We start from the raw sequence: 18758 nt of genomic DNA, 5'->3' as shown, positions 1-18758 counted from the left end.
GTGGAGATCGTCAAGGCCATCGCGCCGGGCTTCGCGGGCATCAACCTCGAAGACATCTCCGCGCCCCGCTGCTTCGAGATCGAGGCGCGGCTGCGCGAGGCGGTGGACATCCCGGTCTTCCACGACGACCAGCACGGCACCGCCATCGTGGTGCTGGCGGCGCTGACCAACGCGCTGCGGGTGGTCAACAAGAAGATCGAGGACGTGCGGGTGGTGATGTCCGGCGCGGGCGCGGCGGGCACCGCGATCCTGAAGCTGCTCAACGCCGCCGGGGTGCGGCACGCGGTCGTCGCCGACATCCACGGCGTGGTGCACTCCGGCCGCGAGGACCTGGTCTCCGCCGACCCGGACTCCCCGCTGCGCTGGATCGCGGACAACACCAACCCGGACGGTGTCACGGGCACCCTGCGGGAGGCGGTGCGGGGCGCGGATGTCTTCATCGGCGTGTCGGCCCCGAACGTGCTGTCGGGCGAGGACGTGGCGGCGATGGCGGACGACGCGATCGTCTTCGCGCTGGCCAACCCGGACCCGGAGGTGGACCCGGGTATCGCCCGTCAGACCGCCGCCGTGGTGGCGACCGGCCGCTCGGACTTCCCGAACCAGATCAACAACGTACTGGTCTTCCCGGGTGTCTTCCGTGGCCTCCTGGACGCCCAGTCCCGTACGGTGAACACCGACATGATGCTGGCCGCGGCGGGTGCGCTCGCGGATGTCGTCCACGACGACGAACTGAATGCCAACTACATCATTCCGAGCGTCTTCAACGACAAGGTCGCGGGAGCGGTCGCCGGAGCCGTGCGTGAAGCGGCGAAGCCTGTGACCGGGACCACCGCGGTCTGAGCCGGGCACGGCGCGTCGCGGCCCCGGGGCTACCCGGGGCGGCCATAGGGTGGCGGGCAGAAAAACGGCCGCCACGGCGCATTTCGTGTGACTCTCCGGGGTTCCGGATTGGCTTTCCCGCCACAGGTGGGGGCAGGATGCGTTCCGGGCGCGAGGGTCTGAAACAGCAGACCCGGGTCCGGGGACTGTCCGAGGGCCCTGGCAGCATCGGCTTCGATCTCACGCCTAATGGCAAGATGAACACGGGAGTACAACATGAACCGCAGTGAGCTGGTGGCCGCTCTGTCCGAGCGCGCCGAGGTGACCCGCAAGGACGCCGACGCCGTTCTGGCGGCCCTGGCCGAGGTGACCGGTGAGGTCGTCGCCAAGGGCGACGAGAAGGTCACCATCCCCGGCTTCCTGACCTTCGAGCGCACTCACCGTGCCGCTCGCACCGCGCGTAACCCGCAGACCGGTGAGCCGATCGAGATCCCGGCCGGCTACAGCGTGAAGGTCTCCGCGGGCTCCAAGCTGAAGGAAGCCGCCAAGGGCAAGTAAGCCCAGGGCGCGCGAGCGCCTGGCGATACACACAAAAGGGCGGCCACCCGGTGCGGGTGGCCGCCCTTCGCCGTTTCACGGCCCGCCGCGCCGTCTCTGGACGCCTCGGGCGCGGCCCCGCGGCCGAAGGCCCGGCCCAGGGCCCGCGCGGCCCGTCTGCCCGCGCCCAGCCCCGCCGCGGCGTCGCGGCGTCGCGGCGGGGAGGGGCTGAGCGGGGGAGAGCGCTGTTTAGACCGCTTCGCCGCCGCCCGGCAGCTCCACCTTGGCGCCCAGCTCCCCCAGCTTGTGCATGAAGTTCTCGTAGCCCCGGTTGATCAGGTCGATGCCGTGGACCCGGGACGTGCCCTGGGCGGCGAGGGCCGCGATCAGGTACGAGAAGCCGCCGCGCAGGTCGGGGATGACCAGGTCGGAGCCCTGGAGCCGGGTCGGTCCCGACACGACCGCCGAGTGCAGGAAGTTCCGCTGGCCGAAACGGCACGCCGAGCCGCCCAGGCACTCGCGGTAGAGCTGGATGTGTGCGCCCATCTGGTTCAGCGCGGAGGTGAAGCCCAGCCGCGACTCGTACACCGTCTCGTGGACGATGGACAGCCCCGAAGCCTGGGTCAGCGCCACCACCAGCGGCTGCTGCCAGTCGGTCTGGAAGCCGGGGTGGACGTCGGTCTCCAGGGCGATCGCGTTGAGCTTGCCGCCCGGGTGCCAGAACCGTATGCCCTCGTCGCCGATGTCGAAGGCGCCACCGACCTTGCGGAAGGTGTTGAGGAAGGTCATCATCTCGCGCTGGCGGGCGCCGCGCACATAGACGCTGCCCTCGGTCGCCAGCGCCGCGCTCGCCCAGGAGGCGGCCTCCAGCCGGTCCGGGAGCGCGCGGTGGTTGTAGCCGCCGAGTTTGTCGACACCGGTGATCCGGATCGTCCGGTCGGTGTCCATGGAGATGATGGCGCCCATCTTCTGCAGCACGCAGATGAGGTCCTCGATCTCCGGTTCGACCGCCGCGTTGGAGAGTTCCGTCACACCCTCGGCGAGCACCGCCGTGAGCAGCACCTGCTCCGTGGAGCCCACCGACGGGTACGGCAGCCTGATCTTCGTACCGCGCAGCCGGTGCGGAGCCTCCAGGTACTGGCCGTCCGCGCGCTTCTCGATCGTCGCGCCGAACTGTCGCAGCACGTCGAAGTGGAAGTCGATCGGACGGCCGCCGATGTCGCAGCCGCCCAGGCCCGGGATGAAGGCGTGGCCGAGGCGGTGCAGCAGCGGACCGCAGAAGAGGATCGGGATGCGCGAGGATCCGGCGTGCGCGTCGATGTCGGCGACATTGGCGCTCTCCACGTGCGTGGGGTCCATGACCAGTTCACCGGACTCGTCACCGGGGCGCACCGTGACACCGTGCAGCTGCAGCAGGCCGCGCACCACCCGCACATCGCGGATGTCGGGGACGTTGCGCAGCCGGCTCGGTCCGCTGCCGAGCAGGGCGGCGACCATGGCCTTCGGCACCAGGTTCTTCGCGCCGCGGACATTGATCTCGCCCTCCAGCGGGGTGCCGCCGTGGACGAGCAGGACATCGTTCGAGCGGGTCATCTGGTCTCGCGTTCCTGTGACGGGCAAGGGGGCAAAAGGCAAGACTAATGGCCCGTGAGGTCGCGTCCGTAAGGCTGTTGCAGCCTCGAAATGGATCGGATTGTGTCGCACCACACTCCGTTCGGCCCTGAGAACCGACGGTCACGTGCGCCGCTCCTGCTGTCGTACGCCCCGACCTGCTCTCATACGGGTCTCGCCTTCCACTCCCCGTCCGGACCGGATATGCGGGATCATGTGGCCATGACCGAGGTGTCCTCCCTCACAGGACGGCTGCTTGTCGCGACACCGGCGCTTGCTGACCCGAACTTCGACCGCGCGGTGGTGCTGCTCCTCGACCATGACGAGGAGGGCTCCCTCGGCGTGGTTCTGAACCGGCCGACCCCGGTGGGCGTCGGGGACATCCTGGAGTCCTGGGCCGAGCTGGCCGGTGAACCGGGGGTCGTCTTCCAGGGCGGCCCGGTGTCGCTGGACTCGGCGCTGGGCGTGGCCGTGGTGCCGGGGGAGGCGGGCCGGTCCCCGGCGCGCGGCGAGGACGCCGGGCCACTCGGCTGGCGCAGGGTCCACGGGGCGATCGGCCTGGTGGATCTGGAGGCGCCGCCCGAGCTGCTGGCGGCCGCTGTGGGGTCGCTGCGGATCTTCGCGGGGTACGCGGGATGGGGCCCGGGGCAGCTGGAGGACGAGCTGTCCGACGGCGCGTGGTACGTGGTGGAGTCGGAGCCGGGGGACGTGTCGTCGCCCTCCCCGGAGCGGCTGTGGCGGGCGGTGCTGCGCCGTCAGCGCAGTGAGCTGGCGATGGTCGCGACGTACCCGGACGATCCCTCGCTCAACTAGGTCCTCGGCGCTGCGCGGTCGCCCTTACGCGGTCGCCGCCATCGCGAAGAAGCGCTCCGCCAGGGGGTGCGGGCTACGGGCCGGGATGGCCAGCCGCACGGTGACCGGGGGCGCGTTCTTCAGCCGCAGGAACCGGATCCCGGGGTGGCTGTGGCGCTGTGCCGCGGCCTCCGACACGACGCCGATGCCATGGCCCGCCGCGACGGCCTCCAGCCACTCGTCGAAGTTGTCCGCGGTGCACGCCAGTTTCGGCCGGTGATGCTCAGGCCAGAGCTCGGGGCGGGTGGTGCCGCTGACCGTGTTCACCACCAGCGGGAAGCGCGCCAGTTCGGCCCAGTCCAGCACCCGCCTGCGGGCCACCTCCGCCGCGGTTCCGCCCACCGCCGTACGCGCCACCGCGGCCACCCGCGCCTCGCGCAGCAGTACCCGGGCGCGCACCTCGTCGCCGAGCGCCGCCTCGCTCCGTACGACCGCGACATCGCACGCCCCGGCCGCCAGCCCGGCCAGCGGCGCATCGCGGCGCACCAGGCGCACGCCGGTGCCGGTGGCGGCCTCGAAGGTGCTGGTGAGCGCGGTGCAGCGGGCGGGCAGCAGTGAGGTGAAGCCGAGCCGCAGCGGGGCCCGGCCGCCCACCGCGCGCAGCGCGGCGTTCAGCCGGGCCAGCAGCGGGCCGAGGTCCGCGTACAGCGCCCGGCCGTCCTCGGTGAGGGTGACGCGGCGGGTGGTGCGCTCCAGCAGCCGCGCGCCCACGGTCTCCTCCAGCGCCCGGACGGTGCGGGTCAGGGCGGGCTGGCCGATGCCGAGCCGGTCGGCGGCGTGGGTGAAGTTGCGCTCCTCGGCGACCGCGAGGAAGGCGCGCAGCTGACGCAGCCGGATGGCGTCCACGTCCCGTTCGATGCCCCGCTCACCGTCCCGCTCGCCGTCTCGTCCACTCATGCCGATCGAGCATAGATCGGATCCGGGCGGCATTTCCCCGGCGTACCGGAGAGTGCCTACGTTTCCGGCGTCACTGTGGTTGATCAGGGGAGTTGAGCTGTGCGCAAGGTCTGGCTGCTGGCCCTGGGGTCGTTCACCCTGGGCCTCGACGCATATGTGATGGCGGGCCTGCTGCCCGTCGTCGCGGACGACATCGGGACGACGGTGTCCCTGGCCGGGCAGATGGTCACCGTCTTCACCCTCGCCTACGCGATCTCCGCGCCCCTCGTCGCGGGGCTGCTGCACGGCGGCCGGCCGCGGCGGGTGCTCCCGCTGGCGCTCGCCGTCTTCACCGCGGGCAACGCGCTGACCGCCCTCGCGCCGTCGCTGGCGGCGCTGCTGGGCGCGCGGGTGATCGCGGGCGCCGGGGCGGGGGTGTACTCGGCGATGTCCACCGCCACCGCCTCCGCGCTGGTCTCCGGCGAGCGGCGCGGCCGGGCGCTGGCCGTGGTGATGGGCGGCATGAGCTGCGGCACCGTGCTGGGGGTGCCGCTGGGCGTCCTGCTGGCCGAGCACACCGGCTGGCGGGCCACGATGTGGCTGGTCACCGGGCTGGGCGCGGTGTCGCTGACCGGGCTCGCGGCGCTGCTGCCGGACGTCCCCGCCGCCCCGGCGGTGTCGGTACGGGCCCGGCTGACGGCCATCACCGACCGGGCCGTGGCCCCCATCGTCCAGGTGTCGTTCCTCGCGGCGGTCGCGAGCCTGGGCCTGTACACCTATCTCGCCCCGGTGCTGGCGTCGGCGGGCGGAGCGCACGAGGTGGCGCCGTATCTGTGGGCCTGGGGGCTCGGCGGGGTGGCGGGCAGCCTGCTCATCGGGCGGCTCGTCGACCGGGCGGTCCGGGCGGCCGGGGCGGGCCGGGTGGCGGCGCTGGTCGGCGTGATCATGGCCGTCGTCACGGCCGCCGAGGCGGTGCTGCCCCTGTTCGCACCCGTACCGCTGCTCGCCGGGGCGGCGCTGGTGATCTGGGGCGCCGCGGGCTGGGCGCTCCAGGTTCCGCAGCAGCACCGGCTGCTGGAGCTGAAGGAGGAGCGCGGCACCGTCGCCCTGGCCCTCAACAACTCGGCGCTGTACCTGGGCAGCGCGGTCGGCTCGGCGCTGGGCGGCGCCGCGCTCTCGGCGGGGCTGTCCGGGAGCGTGCTGCCCTGGGCGGCGGCCGGGGTCGCGGCCCTCGGTCTGGCCAGGCATCTGATGGCGGTACGGCCCCGGCGGACGGCCGGGGCGCGCACCCGACGGGCATCGCGGGCATGAGTACCCTAGGGCTGTATGAGCACTCTTGAGCCCGAGCGCGGGGCAGGCACGGGGACCCTCGTTGAGCCGACACCTCAGGTGTCGCACGGTGACGGCGACCACGAGCGCTATGCCCACTATGTACAGAAGGAAAAGATCATGGAGAGCGCGCTCTCCGGATCTCCCGTCGTCGCACTGTGCGGCAAGGTCTGGGTCCCGGGCCGCGACCCGAAGAAGTACCCGGTGTGTCCCATGTGCAAGGAGATCTTCGAGGGCATGGGCGCCGGCGGTGACAAGGACAAGGACGGCAAGGGCGGCGACGGCAAGAAGTAGCAGCCTCCCCGCCCGGCCGCGCCGGAGCTTCGCGTAGACGGCACGTCCGACCCGTGGTCCGAGAAGGGGCCGCGGGTCGGACGTGCCGTGCTGTCCGGCCCCGTGTCGCGCGGCGGGTGATCCCAGTAGGGTCGGCCCCATGAGCGGGCGTACGGAGAATGAGTTAGGGGACGCGGCGGGCGACGACGGGGCGCCGCGGGTGGCGTATCTGGTGTTCGGTGCGCGCGAGGTGGACGAGCCGGACGCGGAAGGCGCCGGTCTCTACTGTCAGTTCGAGAAGGACTGGGACGCCCAGCTGGAGCAGTGCGGGCGGCTGGCCGAGGAGCGCGGCTACCGGCCCGCGGGCAGCTGTGTGGTGTCTGCCGCGCAGCCGGGTCTGCCGCGGCTGCTGGAGTGGGCCGACGACCCCGGCTGCGAGATCGTCCTCGCGCCGAGTGCCCGCATTCTGGGACGCATCGAGAAAACTTGGCCGGACTGGGGCCAGGTGGTGGAGCGGCTGGCGGCAGCGGGCGTCCGGGTGGAGGCCGTGCCGTATCCCGAGCGCGCCTACCCGGGGGAGAAGCTGACGCACTCGTAGGCGAGTGGCCTCGGTCAAAGATTGGTCGAGACCTCTTGTCCGGGCCCGAAACGTTCCCTAGCCTGCCGCATATTGTGCTGTGCGAAACATGCGTTGCATGCTATGCAACGCCCTCCCCAAGGGTGCGTTTCCATTGAAGCTCTCCAGGCCCCTCCCTCTCTCCCGTCGCGTCGCCGTCCCCACCGTGGCGCTTCTGCTCGCCGGGCTCACCGTCACCGCCTGCGCCCCCTCCACCTCTGACAACAGCGCCAAGGAAGACGACAAAAGCGGTAATTTGCGCGTCTGGCTCTTTCAGGAGGTCGACAACAAGCCGAAGCAACGCGTCGTCGATGACGTCGTGTCCGCCTTCGAGAAGAAGCACGACGGGGTCAAGGTGGACGTCACCTACATCCCGATCGACACCCGCGCGCAGAAGATCAAGGCGGCCTTCAACGACCCCAAGAGCGCCCCCGACATCATCGAGTACGGGAACACCGACACGGCCGGTTATGTGGCGGACGGCGGACTCGCCGACATCAGCAAGGAGTTCGGCGCCTGGGACGAGTCGGCGAACGCCGACTCGACCGCCAAGAACTCGGTGACCGTCAACGGCAAGGTGTACGGCGTGCCGCTGTTCGTCGGCGTACGGGCGCTGTACTACCGCACCGACGTCTTCAAGGACCTCGGCCTCAAGCCGCCCACGAGCCAGAAGGAACTCATCGCGACCGCGAAGGAGATCCGCCAGCGGCGGCCCGATCTCTACGGCATCTCGGTCGGCGGCGCCTACACCTACGGCGCGCTGCCCTTCATCTGGGCCAACGGCGGCGAGCTGGCCAACGAGAAGGGCGCGTTCGGCTCCAACGAGTACGACGCGGCCATCGACAGCCCCGAGGCCAAGAAGGGCATCAAGAGCTACACCTCGCTCATCACCGACGACAACTGCCCGCCCGCCAAGTGCGCCCAGTGGGGCGGCAACGACAGCGTCGCCGCCTTCGCCGCGGGCAAGTCGGGCATGACGATCGGCGGTGACTTCAACCACGCGGCGATCGAGGCGGGGTCGGTCAAGGGCAAGTACGCGGTCGTGCCGCTGCCCGGCGTCAAGGACGACAGCATCGCTCCGGCGTTCGCGGGCGGGAACAACCTGGGCGTGCTCAAGAGCAGCACCCACCGCACGCTCTCCGTCGACCTGCTGGAGCAGCTGGGCGGGAAGAAGACCCAGGCCAAGCTGTACGACGCCATGGGCTTCCTGCCCACCTTCACCGACGTGCGCGGGGACATCGCGCGGAAGGACCCGTTCCTCAAGCCCTTCGTGAAGACCCTGGACACCAGCTCCACCTTCGTGCCCGCCTCGCCCGGCTGGTCGGCCATCGACTCCCAGCTCGTGCTGCCGACCATGTTCCAGCAGATCATCAGCGGCCGTAAGAACGTCGACGCCGCGGCCGCCGAGGCGGCGAAGAAGATGGACGAGGCATTCGGCAAGTGACCTCGGGGACCCTCACCCAGCACGCCGGGCCCGAACCGGCCCGGAAACCACCGCCCCGGCGCACCGCACGCGAGGCCCGGCGGCGGGCCGGGCGGGGGAGCCGGACACCCTGGCTCTACCTCGCCCCGGCCCTCGTCGTCCTCGGCGGGCTGCTGATCTATCCCATCTATCAGCTCGGGCTCATCTCGTTCCTGGAGTACACCCAGGCCCAGGTGAGCGGGGGCGAGCCGACCAGCTTCCAGGGGTTCGCCAACTACGCGGAGCTGTTCCGCGACGGCGAGTTCTGGAGCGTCACCCTCACCACCGTCGTCTTCGCCGCCGTGTGCGTCGTCTCCACCCTCGCGGTGGGCTGCGCGCTCGCGGTGCTGCTCACCCGGGTCCGGGCGATCCCGCGGCTGGCGCTGATGCTGGCCGCGCTCGGCGCCTGGGCCACCCCGGCGGTCACGGGCTCCACGGTCTGGCTGTTCCTGTTCGACCCCGACTACGGCCCCGTCGACCAGGTCCTGACCTGGTTCGGGCTCTCCGGCTTCCACGACTACTCGTGGACGTACGAGCGCTACAGCGCCTTCGCCCTGGTGCTGTTCGAGATCGTGTGGTGTTCGTTCCCGTTCGTCATGGTCACCGTGTACGCGGGCATCAAGGCCATCCCGGCGGAGGTGCTGGAGGCCGCCGCCCTCGACGGAGCCTCCGCCTGGCGGATCTGGCGCGGGATCATGGCCCCGATGCTGCGGCCGATCCTCGTCGTGGTGACGATCCAGTCCATCATCTGGGACTTCAAGGTCTTCACCCAGATCTACGTCATGACCAACGGCGGCGGCACAGCGGGCCAGAACATGGTGCTCAACGTCTACGCCTACCAGGAGGCGTTCGCGTCCTCGGAGTACGGCCTGGGCTCTGCGATCGGCGTGGTCATGCTGCTGATCCTGCTCGCCGTCACCCTGGTCTATCTGCGGCTGCTGCGGCGGCAGGGAGAAGAACTGTGAGCCAGTCCAGCGCCGCCCCGCGCCGCGCACCGCTCATCCGCCGCCCCTGGCGGCTCGCGGCCGAGGTCACCGCCCTGGCCGTCGCCGTCGTCGTCGCCTTCCCGCTCTACTGGATGGTGCTCTCGGCCTTCAAACCGGCCGGGGAGATCCAGTCCGCCCACCCCCGGCCGTGGACCGCCGCGCCCTCGCTGGACTCCTTCCGGCGCGTGTTCGAACAGCACGACTTCGGCCGCTACTTCCTCAACAGCCTGGTGGTCGCCGGGGCGGTGGTGATCGCCTCGGGCGTGATCGCCTTCCTCGCCGCGACCGCCGTCACTCGCTTCCGGTTCAAGTTCCGCACCACGCTGCTGGTGATGTTCCTGGTCGCCCAGATGGTGCCGGTCGAAGCGCTCACCATCCCGATGTTCTTCCTGATGCGGGATCTGGGTGACGCCGTGCCGGGGGTCGGGCTCAACACCCTGGGCTCGCTGATCCTGCCGCACATCGCCTTCTCGCTGCCGTTCGCCATCTGGATGCTGCGCGGCTTCGTGAAGGCCGTACCCGAATCGCTGGAGGAGGCGGCCTATCTGGACGGCGCGAGCCGCGCCCGCTTCCTGTGGCAGATCCTGTTCCCGCTGGTGCTCCCCGGGCTCGTCGCCACCAGCGTCTTCTCCTTCATCTCCGCCTGGAACGACTTCCTGTTCGCCAAGTCGTTCATCATCAGCGCGACCGAGAACTCCACCCTCCCGATGGCGCTCCTCGTCTTCTTCAAGGACGAGGGCAACGACTGGGGCGGCATCATGGCGGCGTCCACCGTCATGACCATCCCGGTACTGATCTTCTTCGTACTCGTACAGCGCCGCCTGGTCTCCGGCCTCGGCGGAGCGGTTAAGGACTGACGCGATGCCACAGCAGCCCGTCACCGGCCTGATCCCCGCCCCGCTGCGGGCCGGCCCCGCCCCCGGCGGCGCCGAGGGCTACGTACTGGACGAGAGCAGCCAGCTCGACGCCCGGCCCGGCACCGAGCGGGTGGCCCGCTGGCTGCGCGCCACCGTCGGGGCCGCCACCGGGCTGCCGCTGGCCCCGCGCACCGGGGACGGCAACCACATCGTGCTGGAGCTGGACCCCGGCCTCGGGGAGCGGCTGGGCCCCGAGGGGTACCGCATCGCGGTCGACGGCCTCGCGGTGGTCATCCAGGGCGGCGGCGAGCCCGGCCTGTTCTGGGGCGCCCAGACGCTGCGCCAGCTGCTCGGCCCGGACGCCTTCCGGCGCGCGCCGATCGACCCGGACCGGCGCGCGTGGCCGCTGCCCGCGCTCGGCGTCGAGGACGCGCCCCGCTTCGCCTGGCGCGGGCTGATGCTGGACGTGGCCCGCCACTTCATGCCCAAGGACGGCGTGCTCGCCTATATCGACCTGCTGGCCGCCCACAAGCTCAATGTGCTCCATCTCCATCTGACCGACGACCAGGGCTGGCGGCTGGAGATCCGCCGCTACCCGGAACTGACCGCGACCGGCGCCTGGCGGACGCACACCAAGCTCGGCCACCGCGCCTCCCCGCTGTGGGACGAGCGCCCGCACGGCGGCTACTACAGCCAGGACGACATCCGCGAGATCGTCGCCTACGCGGCCGAACGGCACATCACCGTCGTCCCGGAGATCGACATCCCCGGGCACAGCCAGGCCGCCATCGCCGCCTACCCGGAACTGGGCAACACGGACGTCATCGACACCGCCTCCCTCGGAGTCTGGACCACCTGGGGCATCAACCCGAACGTACTCTCCCCCACCGACAGCACGCTCCGCTTCTTCGAGAACGTGCTGGAAGAAGTGCTGGAGCTGTTCCCCGGCAGGTTCGTCCACCTCGGCGGCGACGAATGCCCCAAGGAGCAGTGGAAGGCATCCCCGGCCGCCCAGGACCGCATCCGCGAGCTGGGGTTGGCGGGCGAGGACGAACTGCAGAGCTGGTTCATCCGCCACTTCGGCCACTGGCTCGGCGCCCGCGGCCGACGGCTGATCGGCTGGGACGAGATCCTGGAGGGCGGGGCGCCGGACGCCCCGCTGCCCGACGGCGCCGCCGTCTCCTCCTGGCGCGGCTACGCGGGCGGCATCACCGCGGCCCGGGCCGGTCACGACGTCGTCATGTGCCCCGAACAGCAGGTCTACTTCGACCACCGGCAGGCGCCGGGTGCGGACGAGCCGGTCCCCATCGGCTACGTCCGCACCCTGGAGGACGTCTATCGCTTCGAGCCGGTTCCCCCGCAGCTTGACCAGGCCGAGGCAGGGCGCGTCCTGGGCGCGCAGGCCAACGTCTGGACCGAGGTGATGGAGGACCGGCGGCGGGTCGACTACCAGACCTTTCCCCGCCTCGCCGCCTTCGCCGAAGTCGTATGGTCCGCCCTTCCGCCGCCGCCCGAGCGGGACTTCGCGGAATTCGAGGGGCGCATGGAAGCACACTATGCCCGTCTGGATGCGCTGGGCGTGAGCTACCGCCCGCCCTCCGGTCCGCGCCCCTGGCAGCGCCGCCCCGGCCTGATCGGACGTCCGATCGAGGGATCGCCCCCGATCGTGTGAGCCCACGGCAAGGTGCTCGCCCCCGCGCCCCGCCCCTGGGACGGTGGACGTCCGGCCGTTACGCAAGTTCGTACAAGGGTCCCTGAAACGTGGCAATCCACACCCGACGGAGACGTCACCCGAAACCCGTACCATCCCCCAGGTCAGGGACGGAACCGCGCTTCCTGGACCCTCGCGACGGCAGGCGTGCGAGATGTGCCAGAGTTGCCACGTCCGGGCTGTGAGCACGTACCGTACGGCGCAACAGCCGGGATACCGGGGAAGGGGCAGCTGGGTTGACCACGCACGCACCGCAGGCGGCGCACACGGTGACGTTGCCGGGCTCGCTCGATGAGGCCGTGGCGGCGCTGGCCGCCATGCCCGCCGCCGTGCCCGTCGCCGGCGGTACCGATCTGATGGCCGCGGTCAACTCCGGCCTGCTGCGGCCCGCCGCGCTCGTCGGGCTCGGCCGGATCAGCGAAATCCGCGGCTGGCGCTACCTGGACGGACACGCCCTGCTCGGCGCCGGACTCACCCACGCCCGGATGGGCCGCCCCGACTTCGCGGCGCTCATCCCGGCCCTGGCCGCGGCCGCGCGCGCCGCGGGCCCCCCGCAGATCCGCAACGCCGGAACGCTCGGCGGCAACATCGTCAGCGCCGCCCCCACCGGCGACGCGCTGCCCGTGCTCGCCGCCCTGGAGGCCACCCTCGTCATCGCCGGGCCCGAGGGCGCGCGCCGCGAGATCCCGGTCAGCCATCTGCTCGCCGGAGTCGAGATGCTGAGCCCCGGTGAACTCGTCGGATTCGTCCGGGTTCCGCTGCTGCACGCCCCGCAGGCATTCCTCAAGGCCACCGGGCGCACCGGCCCCGGCCGGTCCGCGGCGTCCGTCGCCGTCGTCCTCGACCCGGCGCGCCGCGGGGTGCGCTGCGCGGTCGGGGCGGTCGCGCCGATGCCGCTGCGCCCGCTGGAGGCCGAGCGCTGGGTCGCCTCGCTCATCGACTGGGACGGCGAGCGCGGCCATCTCGACCCGCAGGTCACCACGGCATTCGGCGAGTACGTGGCCGCCGCGTGCATCCCCGACCAGCCGCCGCCGGAGGACGGCTCCGAGCCGGTCCCCCTGCCGCCCGCGGCGATCCATCTGAGGCGTACGGTGGCAGCCCTGGCCCGCCGAGCATTGGGGAGGGCACTCGCGTGAGTGACGAACAGCAGCCGCACCGGCCGGACCCGGGGAGCGGGTGGCAGCCGATGCCGCACGGCCCGGAGTACGACGCCGAGTCGACGGCTTTCGTCCAGCTTCCGCCCGACTTCCAGTTCCCGGAGCCGGGCGACCCGGCCAGCGGCTGGGACCCGCTCGCCGCACCCGGCACCGGGTACACCCCGCCGCCGATGCCCGGCGCGCCGTCGCAGGGCGGCCAGTGGCAGCCCACGGGGCACGGCGGCCCGTACGACCCGTCCGGGCACGACCAGGCCGGTCAGGCCGGCCAGGCCGGTCACTCCGGGACCGGGCACTGGACCATGCCCCACACGGACAGCGGCGGCTATGCCTACGGCGGCCACCAGGATCCGCACGGCACCCCGCAGTGGCCCGCGCCCGCCGAGGAGTCCGCGGGTCACAACGGACATGTGCCGCACACCGGTCACTGGCCGATGCGCACCGAGGAGCCGGTCGACGACTGGCCGCTGCCCGAGGGGGCCACCCACGGCGAGGGCACCCCGGTGCAGACCAGCCAGTGGACGATCCCGGTGGCGGGCGACGACGGTGTGGACGAGACCGGCGAGTACCGGGTCGACGACCACCCCGGCCCGGCGGCCCCGCCGTACGGCGCCCCGGCGGGTCACGGCGGTCCGATCGCCCCCGGTGACCCCGGCGACATCGGCGATCCGCAGGAGACCGCCCAGCTGCGGCTGCCGTTCGGCCGGAACGCGCGGCAGCAGCAGACGGCTCCGTACCAGCCGCAGCAGTCTCAGCAGCCGCATGCCGGCCAGGCGGGACAGCACAGCGGCCAGTGGTCGGTCCCGGCGGCCGACGAGAGCGTGGACGACTCCGGGGAGTACGTGGTCGAGGGCCATCCCGGCCCGGCCGCCCGGCAGGGCGCTCCGGCGCGCCGTCCGCTGCGCATGCCCGACGACGACGAGCCGCGCGAGCACTCCGCCCCGGCGACCCCGCCGCACGGCACCCCGCCCCAGGGAACCCCCGCGCACGGCACGCCCGCGCATGGCACCCCGGCCCACGGCACTCCGCCGCACGGCACCGACGGCCATGGCTGGCACGGTGCGGCGGCCGGGGACTCCGGCGCGTTCGTACGGGAACGGGAACCGTCCGAAGAGGCCGCCTGGCAGCGCGAGTTCACCGACGGCACCGGAACCCACGGCCCCGCCGCCGGGGACTCGGGCGAGTTCGCGATGGACGCCCCGTACCCCGGCGCGCACACCCCGCCGCACGGCACCCCGCCGCACGGCGGGACCGACGCCGACGTCACCGGCGAGTCCGTGGCCGACGCCCCGGCCGAGGCCGAACAGCCCGCGCCCGAGGAGGCGTTCACGGACGCCCCGGAGGAGTCCGCCCCGGCCGAGGCCCCGGCGGACGCCCCCGAGGCCGCTGACGCCCCCGCCGAGGACGACGAGCAGGCCACCCCGGCGGAATCGCCGGACCCTGCCCACAGCGAGCACCCCCAGGCGTCGTACGTGCTGCACGTCAACGGCGCCGACCGGCCCGTCACCGACTCCTGGATCGGCGAGTCGCTGCTGTATGTGCTGCGCGAGCGGCTCGGCCTCGCGGGCGCCAAGGACGGCTGCTCGCAGGGCGAGTGCGGCGCCTGCTCGGTCCAGGTCGACGGGCGGCTCGTCGCCTCCTGCCTGGTGCCCGCCGCGACCGCCGCGGGCTCGGAGGTCCGTACGGTCGAGGGCCTGGGCCAGGACGGCCAGCCCTCCGACGTCCAGCGCGCGCTGGCCGAGTGCGGAGCGGTCCAGTGCGGCTTCTGCGTGCCCGGGCTCGCGATGACCGTGCACGACCTGCTGGAGGGCAACCACGCCCCCACCGACCAGCAGACCCGCCAGGCGATCTGCGGCAACCTGTGCCGCTGCTCCGGCTACCGCGGAGTCGTCGACGCCGTGCGCGAGGTCGTGGCGTCCCGCGAGGCGGCCGAGGAGGCGGCACAGGCCGCCGAAGCCGCGGAGGACGAGGCGGCGGCACACGACCCGGCCCGCATCCCGCGCCAGGCGGGCCCGCCCGGCACCGGGAACCGGGGCGACGGCGGCAACGGCAGCGGTATGGGAAGGGCATCGGCATGACCGGAATCGCGGACGGCGCGGGAGCCGTCACCGCAACCCCCTCCGCCGGAACGCCCGTCCCGCCGCCGCCCCACATGGGGCTCGGTGTGTCGCTCCAGCCCGCCGACGTGACGGCCAAGGCGTCCGGCACCTTCCCGTACGCGGCCGACCTGTGGGCCGAGGGGCTGCTGTGGGCCGCCGTGCTGCGCTCACCGCATCCGCATGCCCGCATCGTCTCCATCGACACCTCCGCGGCCGCCGGGATGCCCGGCGTGCACGCCGTGGTGACCCACGCCGACGTCCCCGGTGACGCCTCCCACGGCCGCCGGGTCGCCGACCGGCCGGTCTTCGCCAAGGACCTGGTGCGCCACCACGGCGAGCCCATCGCCGCGGTCGCCGCCGACCACCCCGACACGGCGCGGCTGGCCGCGGCCGCCATCGCCGTCGAGTACGAGGTGCTGGAGCCGGTCACGGACCCCGAGCAGGCGTTCGCCGCCGAGCCGCTGCACCCCGACGGCAACCTGGTCCGCCACATCCCGCTGTCCTTCGGCGACCCGGAGGCCATGGGCGAGGTCATCGTGGAGGGGCTGTACCGGATCGGCCGCCAGGACCCGGCGCCCATCGGCGCCGAGGCGGGCCTCGCCGTACCGCGTCCGGACGGCGGGGTGGAGATCTACACGGCCTCCACCGACCCGCACGCCGACCGCGATCTGGCCGCCGCCTGCTTCGGTCTGGAGCCGGAGCGCGTCAAGGTCGTCGTCACCGGTGTGCCCGGCGCCATGGGCGAGCGCGAGGACCCCGGCATGCAGCTGCCGCTCGGGCTGCTCGCGCTGCGCACCGGCCACCCGGTCAAGCTCGCCGCCACCCGCGAGGAGTCCTTCCTCGGCCACGCCCACCGCCACCCCACCCTGCTGCGCTACCGCCACCACGCGGACGGCCAGGGCAAGCTGGTGAAGATCGAGGCGCAGATCCTGCTGGACGCGGGCGCCTACGCGGACTCCTCGTACGACACCCTGGCCGCCGCCGTGTCGTTCGCCTGCGGTCCGTACGTCGTCCCGCACGCCTTCATCGAGGGCTGGGCGGTCCGCACCAACAACCCGCCCTCCGGCCATGTCCGCGGCGAGGGCGCGATGCAGGTGTGCGCCGCGTACGAGGGCCAGATGGACAAGCTCGCGGCGAAGCTCGGCCTCGACCCGGCCGAGATCCGGATGCGCAACGCCATGGCCACCGGCGATCTGCTGCCCACCGGACAGACCGTCACCTGCCCGGCGCCGGTCGCCGAGGTGCTGGAGGCCGTCCGTGAGGCCCCGCTGCCCGACCTCCCCGCCGAGGACGCGGAGGAGGACTGGCTGCTCCCCGGCGGCCCCGAGGGCGCCGGGGACCCGGCCGCGGTGCGGCGCGGCGTCGGCTACGCGCTCGGCATGGTCCACATGCTGGGCGCCGAGGGCGCCGACGAGGTGTCCACCGCCACCGTCAAGGTCACCGGCCCGGTCGCCACCGTCATCTGCGCGGCCGTCGAGACCGGCCAGGGCTTCACCACCCTGGCCCGCCAGATCGTCCAGGACGTCCTCGGCATCGAGGAGGTCCACGTCGCCCCCGTCGACACCGACCAGCCCCCGGCCGGACCCGCCTCGCGCGGCCGCCACACCTGGGTCTCGGGCGGTGCGGTCGAGCGCGCCGCCAAGATGGTCCGCACCCAGCTGCTCCAGCCGCTGGCCCACAAGTTCGGCATGTCCACCGAGCTGCTGACCATCGCCGACGGCAAGATCACCTCGTACGACGGGGTCCTCAGCACCACCGTCGAGGAAGCCCTCGAGGGCAAGGAGCTGTGGGCCACCGCCCAATGCCGCCCCCACCCCACCGAACCGCTCGACGAGACCGGCCAGGGCGACGCCTTCGTCGGCCTCGCCTTCTGCGCGGTACGGGCCGTGGTGGACGTCGACATCGAGATCGGTGCGGTCCGCGTGGTGGAGATGACCGTCGCCCAGGACGTGGGCCGGGTGCTCAACCCGCGCCAGCTGCGGACCCGCATCGAGTCCGGCATCGCTCAGGGCATCGGCGCCGCCCTCACCGAGAACCTGCGCACCTCCCGCGGCGTCATCCGCCACCCCGACCTCACCGGCTACGCCCTGCCGACCGCCGTGGACGTCCCCGACATCCGCATCGTCAAGCTGGTCGAGGAGCGCGACGTGGTGGCCCCCTTCGGCGCGAAGGCGGCCAGCGCGGTCCCGGTCGTCACCTCCCCGGCCGCCGTGGCCGCGGCCGTCCGCGCCGCCACCGGCCGCCCGGTCAACCGCCTCCCCATCCGCCCCCAGGCGGCAGTGGTCAACCGCACGTAGTCGCTCCCTTCGGAGCAACTGAAGCGCCAAGGGGGCGCGTCCTTCACGGTGATCCCCTTGGCCGCGGTTTCGGAAGGTGTCCGCTCGTGCCCCTCCTGCTCATGTCCATCAGTACGGTCCTCCTCCTGGCCACCGCGCTCTGGACCCCCGTCCGGGCGCACTGGCTGAAGCGGACCGGACGGCAGGCGGAGGGCCAGGTCACCGGCCGCCGGGTGGTCGACCACGGCGAGGAGCACCACACCGAGCTGACCCTGACCTTCACCGACCACGACGGCCGTCCCCGCGAGTTCGAGACCCGCCTCCTGACCACCCGCGCCGCCCCCGCGGTAGGCACCCGCGTCCCGATCGGCTACCCCGCCGACCGCCCGGAAGAGGCCCGGATGCTGACGTACACCTGGCGTGCGACCCGCTCGTATCTGGCCTTCCTGCTGCTGGGCGTGATGTGGATGACGACGCTGGTGCCGTACGTCCAGTAATCGGTTTCGCCCGGCGGGCTTCGTTTGCTACTCCTGTCCGCATGAGGGAGACATCGCAAACGGACCATGTCGCGATCGTGACCGGGGCGAACCACGGCATCGGGGCGGCGACCGCCCGGGCGCTGGCCGCGCGTGGCGTCGCGGTGTTCTGCGCGTACCTCGGGCCGGGTGGCGAGGAGGTGGCGGAGGGGATCCGGCGTGGGGGCGGGCGGGCCGCGGCTCTTGAGGCGGATCTCACCGACGCTGCCGCGCCCGGGGTCCTCTTCGACGCCGCCGAGGAGCGCCTCGGCCCGGTCGACATTCTGGTCAACAACGCCTCGGGGTGGGTGCAGGACACCTTCACCCCGGATCCGGCCGACCGGTTCGGGCGTCCGTTGCAGCCGGTCACCGCGGAGACGTGGGCGCGGCAGTTCGCGGTGGACGCGCGGGCACCGGCCCTGCTGATCGGCGAGCTGGCGCGGCGCCATCGGGCCCGGGGTGCCGGGTGGGGGCGGATCGTCGGGCTGACGTCGGGCGGGGATCTCGGCTTTCCCGGTGAGGTCTCGTACGGCGCCGCGAAGGCCGCCCAGGTCAACTACACGCTGTCCGCCGCCGTGGAGCTGGCCGACCTCGGCATCACCGCCAACGTCGTGCATCCGCCGGTGACCGACACCGGGTGGGTGACGGACGCGGTGCGGGAGTTCGTCGCGTCGAGCGGCACCCACTTCCACGTCGCCGAACCGGCGGAGGTCGCGGAGACCATCGTGTTCCTGACGTCCGAGGAAGCCGGGCTCGTCACCGGCAACACGATCACCCTGCGGTGA

The 18758-nt window shown here is 72.6% G+C and carries 17 protein-coding genes; 15 read left to right on the top strand and 2 right to left on the bottom strand.

The genetic code is table 11. From position 1 onward, the window contains the following. On the top strand, positions 1-840 hold an 840-nt coding region (locus ACZ59A_RS07140; protein ID WP_470954528.1), incomplete at its 5' end, for an NAD(P)-dependent malic enzyme. 255 nt (positions 841-1095) lie between these two features. Further along, positions 1096-1377: an HU family DNA-binding protein gene (locus tag ACZ59A_RS07135; RefSeq protein ID WP_009717479.1), complete on the top strand. Its 282-nt coding sequence runs from the start codon at positions 1096-1098 to the stop codon at positions 1375-1377. Between the two features lie 228 nt (positions 1378-1605). Here the strand turns inward: ACZ59A_RS07135 and murA are convergent, their stop codons facing one another. Beyond that, positions 1606-2949, bottom strand: a complete 1344-nt coding sequence (gene murA, locus ACZ59A_RS07130) for a UDP-N-acetylglucosamine 1-carboxyvinyltransferase (protein ID WP_468052738.1) — start codon at positions 2947-2949, stop codon at positions 1606-1608. Positions 2950-3189: 240 nt separating this feature from the next. On the opposite strand from murA, the gene ACZ59A_RS07125 reads away from it, so the two are divergent. Then, positions 3190-3780 (top strand): YqgE/AlgH family protein, encoded by a 591-nt coding sequence (locus ACZ59A_RS07125; protein WP_468052740.1) that lies wholly within the window; start codon positions 3190-3192, stop codon positions 3778-3780. Between the two features lie 24 nt (positions 3781-3804). On the opposite strand, the gene ACZ59A_RS07120 is transcribed toward ACZ59A_RS07125, so the two are convergent. Beyond that, a complete protein-coding gene (locus ACZ59A_RS07120) occupies positions 3805-4716 on the bottom strand; it encodes a LysR family transcriptional regulator (protein WP_470954525.1) in 912 nt (303 codons plus the stop codon). A 99-nt stretch (positions 4717-4815) separates the two neighbouring features. Between ACZ59A_RS07120 and ACZ59A_RS07115 the strand changes: the two genes are divergently transcribed. From ACZ59A_RS07115 to ACZ59A_RS07060, 12 genes are all read left to right on the top strand, one after another. Beyond that, positions 4816-6006, top strand: a complete 1191-nt coding sequence (locus tag ACZ59A_RS07115; protein WP_470954522.1) for an MFS transporter — start codon at positions 4816-4818, stop codon at positions 6004-6006. A gap of 15 nt (positions 6007-6021) precedes the next feature. Beyond that, positions 6022-6318, top strand: coding sequence for a DUF3039 domain-containing protein (locus ACZ59A_RS07110; protein ID WP_079152402.1), 297 nt, complete (start codon positions 6022-6024; stop codon positions 6316-6318). 139 nt (positions 6319-6457) lie between these two features. Beyond that, positions 6458-6895, top strand: a complete 438-nt coding sequence (locus tag ACZ59A_RS07105; RefSeq protein ID WP_470954520.1) for a recombinase family protein — start codon at positions 6458-6460, stop codon at positions 6893-6895. A 97-nt stretch (positions 6896-6992) separates the two neighbouring features. Further along, entirely contained in the window at positions 6993-8357 is a 1365-nt protein-coding gene (locus ACZ59A_RS07100) for an extracellular solute-binding protein (protein ID WP_470954517.1), read from the top strand. Then, entirely contained in the window at positions 8354-9340 is a 987-nt protein-coding gene (locus ACZ59A_RS07095; RefSeq protein ID WP_470954514.1) for a carbohydrate ABC transporter permease, read from the top strand. The genes ACZ59A_RS07100 and ACZ59A_RS07095 overlap by 4 nt, the downstream gene beginning before the upstream one ends. Beyond that, positions 9337-10218 carry a carbohydrate ABC transporter permease gene (locus ACZ59A_RS07090; protein WP_470954512.1) on the top strand — a complete coding sequence of 294 codons (882 nt, stop codon included), beginning with the start codon at positions 9337-9339 and terminating at the stop codon, positions 10216-10218. Before ACZ59A_RS07095 ends, ACZ59A_RS07090 begins: the two co-directional genes overlap by 4 nt. Positions 10219-10222: 4 nt before the next feature. Next, positions 10223-11890: a beta-N-acetylhexosaminidase gene (locus ACZ59A_RS07085; RefSeq protein ID WP_470954510.1), complete on the top strand. Its 1668-nt coding sequence runs from the start codon at positions 10223-10225 to the stop codon at positions 11888-11890. Positions 11891-12165: 275 nt separating this feature from the next. Further along, positions 12166-13065, top strand: coding sequence for an FAD binding domain-containing protein (locus ACZ59A_RS07080; protein WP_468052754.1), 900 nt, complete (start codon positions 12166-12168; stop codon positions 13063-13065). Continuing rightward, positions 13062-15161 carry a (2Fe-2S)-binding protein gene (locus ACZ59A_RS07075; protein ID WP_470954508.1) on the top strand — a complete coding sequence of 700 codons (2100 nt, stop codon included), beginning with the start codon at positions 13062-13064 and terminating at the stop codon, positions 15159-15161. The genes ACZ59A_RS07080 and ACZ59A_RS07075 overlap by 4 nt, the downstream gene beginning before the upstream one ends. Beyond that, positions 15158-17479: a xanthine dehydrogenase family protein molybdopterin-binding subunit gene (locus ACZ59A_RS07070; protein ID WP_470954506.1), complete on the top strand. Its 2322-nt coding sequence runs from the start codon at positions 15158-15160 to the stop codon at positions 17477-17479. Before ACZ59A_RS07075 ends, ACZ59A_RS07070 begins: the two co-directional genes overlap by 4 nt. 86 nt (positions 17480-17565) lie before the next feature. Then, complete coding sequence (locus tag ACZ59A_RS07065; protein ID WP_470954503.1) at positions 17566-17955, top strand: DUF3592 domain-containing protein; 390 nt, start codon at positions 17566-17568, stop codon at positions 17953-17955. Between the two features lie 41 nt (positions 17956-17996). Beyond that, positions 17997-18758, top strand: a complete 762-nt coding sequence (locus ACZ59A_RS07060) for an SDR family NAD(P)-dependent oxidoreductase (RefSeq protein WP_470954500.1) — start codon at positions 17997-17999, stop codon at positions 18756-18758.

This window comes from Streptomyces sp. NPDC040405 (genome assembly GCF_055595765.1).
This window is presented reverse-complemented; position numbering and strand designations above follow the sequence as displayed.